The sequence below is a fragment of the Actinomadura sp. ATCC 39365 genome (assembly GCF_054392275.1).
The window spans coordinates 11,186,546-11,196,431 of the sequence record NZ_CP184335.1 but is presented as its reverse complement, the minus strand read 5'-3'; the positions used below and the strand labels follow the sequence as shown (position 1 = coordinate 11,196,431).

Here is a 9,886-nt window from a genome sequence, read left to right as displayed (position 1 = left end):
CATGGCTCCGAAGACTGCGTTCAGCAAGCACACGGCTGCCCGCACCGTCTCGCGGGCTCGCCGTCACCGCCGCGTCCGCAAGTTCGTCGTCGGTACGGCCGAGCGTCCGCGCCTGGTCGTCAACCGTTCGACCCGTCACATGTTCGTCCAGATCGTGGACGACTCCGTCGGTCACACGCTGGTGAGCGCCTCCACCATGGACGCCTCGCTGCGCACGCTCGAGGCCGACAAGACGGAGAAGGCCAAGAAGGTCGGCGAGCTCCTCGCTCAGCGGGCCAAGGAAGCCGGGATCACCAAGGTCGTCTTCGACCGCGGTGGCAACCGCTACGCCGGTCGCATCGCGGCTCTGGCGGACAGCGCCCGCGAAGGCGGGCTGGAATTCTGATGGCAACTGAGAAGAGGAACCACTGATGGCTGCAGCTCCGCGTCGCGGTGGCGGCACCGGTGGCGAGCGGCGGGACCGTCGTGACGATCGCCGCGGTGGCGCCGCCGACAAGGGCGTCTCGTACATCGAGCGCGTAGTGAAGATCAACCGAGTGGCCAAGGTCGTGAAGGGTGGTCGTCGCTTCAGCTTCACCGCCCTCGTCGTCGTCGGTGACGGCAACGGCCTGGTCGGCGTCGGTTACGGCAAGGCCAAGGAAGTCCCCGCGGCCATCGCCAAGGGCGTCGAAGAGGCCAAGAAGCACTTCTTCAAGGTGCCCCGCATTCAGGGCACCATCCCGCACACCGTGCAGGGCGAGGAGGCGGCCGGTGTCGTCTTCCTGCGTCCGGCGTCGGCCGGTACCGGCGTCATCGCCGGTGGCCCGGTGCGCGCGGTCCTGGAGTGCGCCGGCATCCATGACGTGCTGTCCAAGTCGCTCGGCTCGGACAACCCGATCAACATCGTGCACGCCACCGTGGCGGCTCTGAAGGGCCTTTCCCGCCCCGAGGAGATCGCCGCCCGCCGTGGCCTGCCGATCGAGGACGTGGCTCCGGCCCGGATGCTCAAGGCTCAGCGCGAGGGCATCGCCGAGGCCGCGGCCGCGAAGGCGGTGAGCTAGTCATGGCACGCCTGAAGATCACTCAGGTTCGCTCGAAGATCGGTGGCAAGCAGAACCAGCGTGACTCGCTGCGTTCGCTTGGCCTGAAGCGAATCGGCGATGTCGTCGTCAAGGAGGACCGTCCCGAGATTCGCGGGATGGTGTCCGTGGTGACGCACCTCGTCGAGGTGGAAGAGGTCGACTAGTCATGACTGACAAGGCTCCGCTCAAGATTCACGACCTGCGTCCTGCTCCGGGTGCCAACAAGTCCAAGATCCGCAAGGGTCGTGGCGAGGCTTCCAAGGGTAAGACGGCCGGTCGCGGCACCAAGGGCAGCCACGCCCGTACCACGGTTCCCCTCGGCTTCGAGGGTGGCCAGGTGCCGCTGCAGAGGCGTCTGCCGAAGCTCAAGGGCTTCTCCAACGCGCTGTTCAAGACGACCTACCAGGTCGTCAACCTGGACAGGCTCGGCGAGCTGTTCCCCGAGGGTGGCGACGTCACCGTCGAGGCCCTGGTGGCCAAGGGCGCCGTTCGCAAGAACCAGCTCGTGAAGGTGCTCGGCACCGGCGAGATCTCCGTCGCTGTGAACGTTACGGCTCACGCCTTCTCGTCCGCCGCGAAGGAGAAGATCGCCGCCGCCGGTGGTTCCGTTACCGAGCTGTAGCTCCGCTATGACGAGGCGTGGGGGTTCCGACAATGGGCCCCCACGCCCTTAGTGCGTTAGAGTTCGGCGAGACGGCAGGATTCTGTCCGGCTCGTTTGACTTGAGACTTGACATGGCAGATCCCCGCACCACCGCATACTCACATCGCCATAAAGGCGCGCAGGAGGGACCGTGCTGACCGCGTTTACCCGGGCGTTCCGGACACCGGACCTGCGCAAGAAGTTGCTCTTCACCCTGGGCATCATCGCGCTGTTCCGTCTCGGCTCGGTTCTTCCGACTCCGGGAGTTCACGTCCAGAACCTCGCGGCCTGTTTCGATCAGGCCCGTAACGGAGCCACCGGCAACATCTATGGGATGGTGCAGCTGTTCAGTGGTGGTGCGCTCCTGAAGCTGTCGGTGTTCGCGCTGGGCATTATGCCGTATATCACCGCGAGCATCATTCTCCAGCTGCTCGTCGTGGTGATTCCACGTCTTGAGGCTCTCAAGAAGGAAGGCCAGGCGGGTCAGGCCAAGATCACGCAGTATACGCGTTATCTGACCATCGGCCTCGGCGTCCTCCAGTCGACCGCCTTCATCGCGCTCGCGCGGTCCGGTCAGCTGTTCCCCAACTGCCAGCAGTCCGTCCTGCGTGACCCCGACGACGTCTTCGGCATCGTCACGATGGTCATCATCATGACGGCCGGCACGTCGGTGATCATGTGGCTCGGTGAGCTCATCACCGACCGCGGTGTCGGCAACGGCATGTCCATCCTGATCTTCACGCAGGTCGTCGCGGTCTTCCCGTCCGAGCTGTCCAACATCTTCCAGGCGAACAAGTTCACCTTCGCGGTGGTCCTGGTCGTCGGTGTCTTCATGATCGCGGCTGTGGTCTTCGTCGAGCAGGCGCAGCGCCGCATCCCGGTCCAGTACGCCAAGCGCATGGTGGGCCGCAGGATGTACGGCGGCACCTCGACGTACATCCCGCTCAAGGTCAACCAGGCCGGCATCATCCCGGTCATCTTCGCCTCGTCGCTGCTCTACCTGCCGCAGCTGCTGACCTCGCTCTTCCCGACGTCGAACAACGCGGTCGTCCAGTGGATCTCCCAGTACCTGGTCAGGGGCGACCACCCGGTCTACATGATCACGTTCTTCGTGCTGATCGTCTTCTTCACGTACTTCTACGTGTCGATTACGTTCAACCCCGCTGAAGTCGCCGACAACATGAAGAAGTACGGTGGGTTCATTCCGGGCATCCGTCCCGGCCGTCCGACGGCTGAATACCTGAACTTCGTGCTCACCCGTCTGACCGCGCCCGGCGCGCTCTATCTGGGTCTGATCTCCATGATCCCGATCGTCGCGCTGGCGGTGGCCGGGGCTAGCCAGAACTTCCCGTTCGGAGGGACGAGCATTCTGATCATGGTTGGTGTCGGCCTGGACACGGTGAAGCAGATCGAGAGCCAGCTCCAGCAGCGTAACTACGAAGGTTTCCTGCGGTAGTGCGTCTCGTTCTCGTCGGGCCCCCGGAGCGGGTAAGGGGACACAGGCCCAGTACATCGCATCGAACCTGTCCATCCCGAAGATCTCGACAGGTGACATCTTCCGTGCCAACGTCTCGGGCGGCACGGACCTCGGCAAGCTGGCCAAAACCTACATGGACCGTGGCGATCTCGTGCCCGACGAGGTCACCATCGCCATGGTCCGCGACCGACTGTCCGAGGACGACGCGCAGGACGGGTTCCTGCTCGACGGCTTCCCGAGGAACGTCGCGCAGGCGGAGATCCTGCGCGACATGCTCAAGGACTGGGGTCTGGAGCTCGACCTGGTGCTGGAGCTGGTCGTGGACGACGACGAGGTCGTCCGGCGGCTGGCGGGGCGGCGCACGTGCAGTCAGTGCGGCCGTATCTGGCACGTGGAGTTCGACGACAAGAAGGACGACAAGTGCGACGCCTGCGGCGGCGCGCTGTTCCAGCGGGACGACGACAAGGAAGAGACCGTCAGGCACCGCCTGGAGGTCTACCAGGAGCAGACCGCGCCGCTGGTCTCGTACTACGTCGACGAGGGCATCCTCGTGGGCGTCGACGCGACCGGGCCGGTCGAAGAGGTGACGCAGCGGGCCATGGAGGCGATCCGCCCGTTCCTGGGATGACGCCGGACACGATCTCCTGCGAAGGTGGCACGGATATCCGTGCCACCTTGCTTTTTTGTGTGCGGCTATTGTGGGGGAATTAGGGCTCCCACGAGGCCCGTCAGAAACCCCGGGGGTGCCGAACAATGTTCAAGAGAAACCGACACGGAATCCAGATCAAGTCGCCCGAGCAGCTGGAGAAGATGCGGGCCGCCGGCCTGGTCGTCGGGCGCACGCTCGATCTGCTGAAGCGCTCCGTCGAGCCCGGCATGACGCCGCTCGACCTCGACTCCATCGCCGAGAAGGCGATCAGGGACGAAGGCGCGGTCCCGTCGTTCAAGGGCTACCAGGGCTTCCCCGCGACGATCTGCGCGTCCGTCAACGACGAAGTGGTGCACGGCATCCCCTCGGACGCCCGCAAGCTGCGTGAGGGCGACGTCATCTCCATCGACTGCGGCGCGATCCTGGAGGGCTGGCACGGCGACTCCGCCGTCACGGTGCCGGTCGGCGAGGTCGACCCCAAGCTGACCGAGCTGATGCGGGTCACCGAGGAGGCCATGTGGCGCGGCATCGCCGCGCTGAAGGTCGGCCGCCACCTGTCCGACATCGGCTACGAGATCGAGCGCTACGTCAAGTCCCAGGGCCGCTTCGGCATCCCTCAGGAGTACGGCGGCCACGGCATCGGCACCGAGATGCACATGGACCCGTGGATCGCCAACCACGGCAAGCCGGGCCGGGGCCCGCTGCTGGAGGAGGGCATGTGCCTGGCCATCGAGCCCATGGTGAACCTCGGCACCGAGCGCACCCGCGTGCTGTCCGACGACTGGACGGTCGTGACGATCGACGGGAAGGCCTCGGCGCACTTCGAACACAGCGTCGCGGTGACACATAATGGTCCTTGGGTGCTTACCGCCCTGGACGGTGGCGAAGAGCGCCTGAGTCACCTTCAGCCCTGACCCCCGGGAGTGGTGGAATGGCGAACAGCCCCGAGATGCGTGCCTCGGACGTCGACCGCGACCGGGTCGCCGCCATCCTCCGGGAGCACACCGCGCAGGGCCGCATCACGATGGACGAGTTCAACGAGCGGCTCGAAGAGCTGTACAAGAGCAAGACCTACGGTGACCTGGCCAAGCTGACGGCCGACCTGCCCGACGTCGACCTGCGCCACCGGCCGGCCAAGCCCGAGGCAGTGCCCGCGACGCGCGGCAACCTGCATCCGGGCATGCGGGCGGCCTGGGGCGCCTGGGCCGCGGCCAGCGCCGTCAACTGGGTGATCTGGCTGATCGTGAGCGTCTCGTCCGGCCACATGATCTATCCGTGGCCGCTGTGGGTCATGGGGCCCTGGGGCGCGATCCTGCTGATGAGCACGATCTTCGGGAACGGGCCGAAGCGCAGTTAGCCCCGGAGCCGTATGTGCCGTAATGCACTGTGTGTATTCCTCCGCAGTGCGTGACGGCGCTGGTTCCTAGCGTGAGCCGTGTCGGGAACACGACTCACGGAGGAATCAGATGCGCAAGGTCCTCGCAGCCGCCGCCCTCGCCGGCTCGATCGCCGTCACCGGGCTCGCCGTCGCCCCCGCCGCCCAGGCGGCCTCGTCCGGCGGGTGGGGCACGTTCTACTCGGCCAACCACAAGGCGTCCACGCACGGCAACACGTACCGGTCGCACGGCAAGGTCTACACCCACTGGTACGGCAAGGAGTCCACGCCGAAGTTCGGCTACGTGTGGTTCCGGTACTACGCGAACGGAAGCTGGCACCAGTTCTCCAGGAAGTGGGACGGGAGCCACGACGAGACCTGGTCCGGCCGGGGGATCAAGAAGATCTACACCTGGACGTGCTGGGGCGGCCCGTCCACGTACTGCGGTGACCGGCACCGCGTCTACTAGGAGCACCCGCGAAGGGCCCGCCGGTCCGCCCGGCGGGCCCTTCGGCGTACGGTCGAAGGAGTGCGGGCCGTGGGGTAGACTCTTACATGGTTGTGTCAGGACACCTGGCACGCGTTTCGCGTTTTGGGCTCAGGTGTCGTACACTCCTTAGTCGGCTCACTATGACTTACACGCGTCGGCGGTCTTTGCCGATCGCCGCTCTCTTCGAAGCGTGAGGTCGCGGCTGCTTAGTGAACCGGAGCCTCAGACGACCGATCAGTGAAACGCGAGGGATTTTGGCCAAGAAAGACGGCGCCATCGAGATCGAGGGCACTGTGGTTGAGTCGCTCCCGAACGCCATGTTCCGGGTGCAGCTCGACAACGGCCATAAGGTCCTGGCCCATATCAGCGGACGGATGCGGATGCACTACATCCGAATTCTGCCGGACGACAGGGTAGTCGTTGAACTGAGCCCCTACGACCTGAGTCGCGGGCGGATCGTCTACCGATACAAGTAAGACGTCTGAGGAACACGAAGGACAATGAAGGTAAAGCCGAGCGTCAAGAAGATCTGCGACAAGTGCAAGGTGATTCGCCGGCACGGTCGCGTCATGGTGATCTGCGACAACCTGCGCCACAAGCAGCGTCAGGGTTAGTCGTACGCAAGGTTTCTCCGAGTCCGCCCCGAATTAGGGAGCGGGCTCGACGCATGAGGAGCCCGCGACAGTAATCGCGTCTCACACCTGGGCAGGCGGAGCATTCCGTACCTCTCAGGAGACCCCCGGTCGGAGGCCGGGGCCCTCACCCCGGGCATGGGGAGGGGTAGTGCGGCGCAAGACCTCCGCCCAAAAGAAGGAGAATGCCCGACCATGGCTCGCCTGGTTGGCGTCGACCTCCCCCGCGAGAAGCGGCTGGAGATCGCTCTCACCTACATCTACGGAATCGGCCGCACCCGCGCCCAGGAGATCCTCCAGGCGACCGGTGTCAGCGGCGACCTCCGCGTGCACCAGCTCTCCGACACCGAGCTCGTCCCGATGCGTGACTACATCGAGGCGAACTTCAAGATCGAGGGTGACCTGCGCCGCGAGGTCCAGGCCGACATCCGTCGCAAGATCGAAATCGGTTGCTACCAGGGCATCCGGCACCGCAAGGGCCTTCCGGTCCACGGTCAGCGCACGCAGACCAACGCGCGTACCCGTAAGGGCAAGAAGAAGACCGTCGCCGGTAAGAAGAAGCCCGGTAAGAAGTAGTCCACAGCCGCGGACCGAAGATCTCAGGAGTAATGGCAAACAATGCCTCCTAAGAGCCGTCAGGGTGCCCCGAAGAAGGTGCGCCGCAAGGAAAAGAAGAACGTCGCTCACGGGCACGCCCACATCAAGAGCACGTTCAACAACACGATCGTCTCGATCACCGACCCCAACGGGAACGTGATCTCCTGGGCCAGCGCCGGCCACGTGGGTTTCAAGGGCTCCCGTAAGTCCACCCCGTTCGCCGCCCAGATGGCCGCCGAGAACGCCGCCCGCCGCGCCATGGAGCACGGCATGCGCAAGGTCGACGTGTTCGTCAAGGGTCCCGGCTCCGGCCGTGAGACCGCGATCCGCTCCCTCCAGGCCACCGGCCTCGAGGTGGGTTCGATCCAGGACGTCACGCCGGTCCCGCACAACGGCTGCCGTCCGCCGAAGCGCCGCCGCGTCTGAATTTCCCCAGGAGATATTGAGAAATGGCTCGTTACACGGGCGCGGACTGCAAGCTCTGCCGTCGCGAGAAGACCAAGCTCTTCCTCAAGGGCAGCAAGTGCGAGTCCGCCAAGTGCCCCATCGAGATCCGTCCTTACCCGCCGGGTGAGCACGGCCGCGGACGCCCCAAGGAGTCCGAGTACCAGCTTCAGCTTCGCGAGAAGCAGAAGACCCGTCGTATCTACGGTGTCCTCGAGAAGCAGTTCCGCAACTACTACGAGGAGGCCGCGGGCAAGAGCGGCAAGTCGGGTGAGGTGCTGCTCCAGATCCTGGAGAGCCGTCTCGACAACGTCGTCTACCGCGCCGGCTTCGCCCAGTCGCGTGACGCCGCCCGCCAGCAGGTGCGCCACGGCCACATCCTGGTGAACGGCAAGAAGGTCGACATCCCGTCGTACCGCGTTCGCGAGCACGACATCATCGAGGTCCGCGAGACCAAGCGCAACCTGCTGCCCTACGAGGTCGCTCGGGCGACCGCGGGCGAGCGCACCGTTCCCGCGTGGCTCGGCGTCGTGCCGGAGAAGCTCCGCGTCCTGGTCCACCAGCTGCCGGTTCGCCAGCAGATCGACACCCAGGTCCAAGAGCAGCTCATCGTCGAGTACTACTCCAAGTAGTCAGTGACGTTCTAGTTCGGGTACGGATGTCCGTACCCGAACTAGACTGTTTATCGGAGTGGCGTCATATAGCGGGCGTCACACGACAAGGGGAGAACCCACCATGCTGATCGCTCAGCGCCCGACTCTTCTCGAAGAGTCGATCGACGAGACCCGGTCCCGGTTCGTCATCGAGCCGCTGGAGCCGGGCTTCGGCTACACCATCGGCAACTCGCTGCGCCGCACGCTGCTGTCGTCCATCCCGGGCGCGGCCGTGACGAGCATCCGCATCGAGGGCGTGCTGCACGAGTTCTCGACCGTTCCCGGGGTCAAGGAAGACGTCACCGACATCATCCTGAACCTCAAGGAGCTGGTCGTCTCCTCCGAGCACGACGAGCCGGTCGTGATGTACCTGCGCAAGCAGGGCCCGGGTGAGGTCACCGCCGCTGACATCGCGCCTCCGGCCGGTGTCGAGGTGCACAACCCCGAGCTGCGCATCGCCACGCTCAACGGCAAGGCGAAGCTGGAGATGGAGCTGACCGTCGAGCGCGGTCGCGGCTACGTCTCCGCCGCCCAGAACAAGCAGCCGGGCCAGGAGATCGGGCGCATCCCGATCGACTCGATCTACTCCCCGGTGCTCAAGGTCACCTACAAGGTCGAGGCGACCCGAGTCGAGCAGCGCACCGACTTCGACCGTCTCATCCTCGACGTCGAGACCAAGCCCGCCATGAAGCCCCGCGACGCGGTGGCCTCGGCCGGCAAGACCCTCGTCGAGCTCTTCGGCCTGGCCCGTGAGCTCAACGTCGAGGCCGAGGGCATCGACATCGGCCCGTCGCCGACCGACGCCGCTCTGGCCGCCGACCTGGCGCTGCCGATCGAGGAGCTGAACCTGACCGTTCGCTCCTACAACTGCCTCAAGCGCGAGGGCATCCACACCGTGGGTGAGCTCGTCGCCCGCAGCGAGCAGGACCTTCTCGACATAAGGAACTTCGGGGCCAAGTCGATCGAAGAGGTCAAGCAGAAGCTGCACGAGATGTCGCTGGCGCTCAAGGACTCCCCGCCCGGGTTCGACCCGAGCGCGGTGGCCGGCGGCGGCTACGACGACGACGACAGCGCGTACGTCGAGACCGAGCAGTACTGAGCCTCGTGCGGAGACCCGTCTCCGCACGTGCCCGCACGCGCCGAGTGGCCCAGCCGCTCGGCGCGTGACGAACGTAACGGCCCAGTCGTGGTGACTGCGGCCGGCCCGACTCCGGTACCTGGTACGGCCGGGGCGGGTTAACCCAAGAGGAGAAAGCAATGCCCAAGCCCACCAAGGGTGCACGTCTTGGCGGCAGCCCGGCGCACGAGCGGCTGATCCTGGCGAACCTCGCCACGGACCTGTTCCGCCACGGCAAGATCCGTACGACGGTTACCAAGGCCAAGCGCCTTCGTCCGCTGGCGGAGCGCCTGATCACCAAGGCGAAGAAGGGCGACATCCACAACCGTCGCCAGGTCCTGACCGTGGTCAAGGACAAGGGCGTGGTTCACCACCTGTTCACCGAGATCGCGGTGACGTTCGCCGAGCGTCCGGGCGGTTACACCCGGATCACCAAGATCGGCGCGCGTAAGGGCGACAACGCTCCGATGGCCCTCATCGAGCTGGTGTCCGAGCCGCTGAACGGTGTCACCACCCGCCGTACCGAGGCTCCGGCCGCCGCTGCCGCTCCGGCTCCGGCCGCCGAGGAGACCGAGGCTGCCGAGACCGAGGCGCCCGAGGCCCCCGAGGCCGCCGCCGAGGAGACCCCGGCTGCCGCCGAGGAGGCTCCGGCCGCCGAGGCCGAGGCGAAGAAGGACGAGGCCTGATCTCTCAGGCTGGTTGAATCGGGCCCGGATCCCCTTCGCGGGGGTCCGGGCCCTTTTCCATGA

The 9,886-nt window shown here is 65.7% G+C and carries 16 protein-coding genes; all 16 read left to right on the top strand.

Going from position 1 to position 9,886, the window contains the following annotated elements; all coding sequences use genetic code 11:
- Nucleotide 1: 1 nt before the first annotated feature.
- The 16 genes from rplR (at nucleotide 2) to rplQ (ending at nucleotide 9,823) form a co-directional block, all read left to right on the top strand.
- Complete coding sequence (rplR, locus tag ACNF49_RS53485; RefSeq protein ID WP_125644663.1) at nucleotides 2-385, top strand: 50S ribosomal protein L18; 384 nt, start codon at nucleotides 2-4, stop codon at nucleotides 383-385.
- A gap of 25 nt (nucleotides 386-410) precedes the next feature.
- Nucleotides 411-1,040, top strand: a complete 630-nt coding sequence (gene rpsE / locus ACNF49_RS53480; RefSeq protein WP_049572667.1) for a 30S ribosomal protein S5 — start codon at nucleotides 411-413, stop codon at nucleotides 1,038-1,040.
- 2 nt (nucleotides 1,041-1,042) lie between these two features.
- Nucleotides 1,043-1,225, top strand: coding sequence for a 50S ribosomal protein L30 (rpmD, locus tag ACNF49_RS53475; RefSeq protein ID WP_080043226.1), 183 nt, complete (start codon nucleotides 1,043-1,045; stop codon nucleotides 1,223-1,225).
- 2 nt (nucleotides 1,226-1,227) lie between these two features.
- Nucleotides 1,228-1,683 carry a 50S ribosomal protein L15 gene (gene rplO / locus ACNF49_RS53470; protein ID WP_352327492.1) on the top strand — a complete coding sequence of 152 codons (456 nt, stop codon included), beginning with the start codon at nucleotides 1,228-1,230 and terminating at the stop codon, nucleotides 1,681-1,683.
- Nucleotides 1,684-1,854: 171 nt separating this feature from the next.
- Nucleotides 1,855-3,159 carry a preprotein translocase subunit SecY gene (gene secY, locus ACNF49_RS53465; RefSeq protein ID WP_357982773.1) on the top strand — a complete coding sequence of 435 codons (1,305 nt, stop codon included), beginning with the start codon at nucleotides 1,855-1,857 and terminating at the stop codon, nucleotides 3,157-3,159.
- Nucleotides 3,160-3,214: 55 nt separating this feature from the next.
- Nucleotides 3,215-3,808, top strand: a complete 594-nt coding sequence (locus tag ACNF49_RS53460; RefSeq protein ID WP_482945703.1) for an adenylate kinase — start codon at nucleotides 3,215-3,217, stop codon at nucleotides 3,806-3,808.
- 125 nt (nucleotides 3,809-3,933) lie between these two features.
- Nucleotides 3,934-4,743 carry a type I methionyl aminopeptidase gene (map, locus tag ACNF49_RS53455; RefSeq protein WP_357982767.1) on the top strand — a complete coding sequence of 270 codons (810 nt, stop codon included), beginning with the start codon at nucleotides 3,934-3,936 and terminating at the stop codon, nucleotides 4,741-4,743.
- Between the two features lie 17 nt (nucleotides 4,744-4,760).
- A complete protein-coding gene (locus tag ACNF49_RS53450; protein WP_357982764.1) occupies nucleotides 4,761-5,186 on the top strand; it encodes a DUF1707 SHOCT-like domain-containing protein in 426 nt (141 codons plus the stop codon).
- Between the two features lie 109 nt (nucleotides 5,187-5,295).
- The gene (locus ACNF49_RS53445) at nucleotides 5,296-5,673 is read left to right on the top strand and encodes a hypothetical protein (protein WP_357982761.1); all 378 of its coding nucleotides are present in this window, start codon (nucleotides 5,296-5,298) and stop codon (nucleotides 5,671-5,673) included.
- Between the two features lie 275 nt (nucleotides 5,674-5,948).
- The gene (gene infA / locus ACNF49_RS53440; RefSeq protein ID WP_012887858.1) at nucleotides 5,949-6,170 is read left to right on the top strand and encodes a translation initiation factor IF-1; all 222 of its coding nucleotides are present in this window, start codon (nucleotides 5,949-5,951) and stop codon (nucleotides 6,168-6,170) included.
- A gap of 24 nt (nucleotides 6,171-6,194) precedes the next feature.
- The gene (rpmJ, locus tag ACNF49_RS53435) at nucleotides 6,195-6,308 is read left to right on the top strand and encodes a 50S ribosomal protein L36 (RefSeq protein ID WP_003956441.1); all 114 of its coding nucleotides are present in this window, start codon (nucleotides 6,195-6,197) and stop codon (nucleotides 6,306-6,308) included.
- Nucleotides 6,309-6,521: 213 nt separating this feature from the next.
- Nucleotides 6,522-6,902, top strand: a complete 381-nt coding sequence (gene rpsM / locus ACNF49_RS53430) for a 30S ribosomal protein S13 (RefSeq protein WP_125644650.1) — start codon at nucleotides 6,522-6,524, stop codon at nucleotides 6,900-6,902.
- Nucleotides 6,903-6,944: 42 nt separating this feature from the next.
- The gene (rpsK, locus tag ACNF49_RS53425) at nucleotides 6,945-7,349 is read left to right on the top strand and encodes a 30S ribosomal protein S11 (RefSeq protein ID WP_020542285.1); all 405 of its coding nucleotides are present in this window, start codon (nucleotides 6,945-6,947) and stop codon (nucleotides 7,347-7,349) included.
- A 23-nt stretch (nucleotides 7,350-7,372) separates the two neighbouring features.
- Nucleotides 7,373-7,999, top strand: a complete 627-nt coding sequence (gene rpsD, locus ACNF49_RS53420) for a 30S ribosomal protein S4 (protein WP_352327498.1) — start codon at nucleotides 7,373-7,375, stop codon at nucleotides 7,997-7,999.
- A 103-nt stretch (nucleotides 8,000-8,102) separates the two neighbouring features.
- Complete coding sequence (locus ACNF49_RS53415; RefSeq protein ID WP_043623495.1) at nucleotides 8,103-9,119, top strand: DNA-directed RNA polymerase subunit alpha; 1,017 nt, start codon at nucleotides 8,103-8,105, stop codon at nucleotides 9,117-9,119.
- 158 nt (nucleotides 9,120-9,277) lie between these two features.
- Nucleotides 9,278-9,823, top strand: coding sequence for a 50S ribosomal protein L17 (rplQ, locus tag ACNF49_RS53410; protein ID WP_357982758.1), 546 nt, complete (start codon nucleotides 9,278-9,280; stop codon nucleotides 9,821-9,823).
- Nucleotides 9,824-9,886 lie beyond the last annotated feature (63 nt).

Excerpts from the sequence above, each read along its gene's own strand:
- rplR (WP_125644663.1), top strand. The coding sequence starts at position 2 with ATGGCTCCGAAGACTGCGTTCAGCAAGCACACGGCTGCCCGCACCGTC.
- rpsE (WP_049572667.1), top strand. The coding sequence starts at position 411 with ATGGCTGCAGCTCCGCGTCGCGGTGGCGGCACCGGTGGCGAGCGGCGG.
- rpmD (WP_080043226.1), top strand. The coding sequence starts at position 1,043 with ATGGCACGCCTGAAGATCACTCAGGTTCGCTCGAAGATCGGTGGCAAG.
- rplO (WP_352327492.1), top strand. The coding sequence starts at position 1,228 with ATGACTGACAAGGCTCCGCTCAAGATTCACGACCTGCGTCCTGCTCCG.
- map (WP_357982767.1), top strand. The coding sequence starts at position 3,934 with ATGTTCAAGAGAAACCGACACGGAATCCAGATCAAGTCGCCCGAGCAG.
- ACNF49_RS53450 (WP_357982764.1), top strand. The coding sequence starts at position 4,761 with ATGGCGAACAGCCCCGAGATGCGTGCCTCGGACGTCGACCGCGACCGG.
- ACNF49_RS53445 (WP_357982761.1), top strand. The coding sequence starts at position 5,296 with ATGCGCAAGGTCCTCGCAGCCGCCGCCCTCGCCGGCTCGATCGCCGTC.
- rpmJ (WP_003956441.1), top strand. The coding sequence starts at position 6,195 with ATGAAGGTAAAGCCGAGCGTCAAGAAGATCTGCGACAAGTGCAAGGTG.
- rpsM (WP_125644650.1), top strand. The coding sequence starts at position 6,522 with ATGGCTCGCCTGGTTGGCGTCGACCTCCCCCGCGAGAAGCGGCTGGAG.
- rpsK (WP_020542285.1), top strand. The coding sequence starts at position 6,945 with ATGCCTCCTAAGAGCCGTCAGGGTGCCCCGAAGAAGGTGCGCCGCAAG.
- rpsD (WP_352327498.1), top strand. The coding sequence starts at position 7,373 with ATGGCTCGTTACACGGGCGCGGACTGCAAGCTCTGCCGTCGCGAGAAG.
- ACNF49_RS53415 (WP_043623495.1), top strand. The coding sequence starts at position 8,103 with ATGCTGATCGCTCAGCGCCCGACTCTTCTCGAAGAGTCGATCGACGAG.
- rplQ (WP_357982758.1), top strand. The coding sequence starts at position 9,278 with ATGCCCAAGCCCACCAAGGGTGCACGTCTTGGCGGCAGCCCGGCGCAC.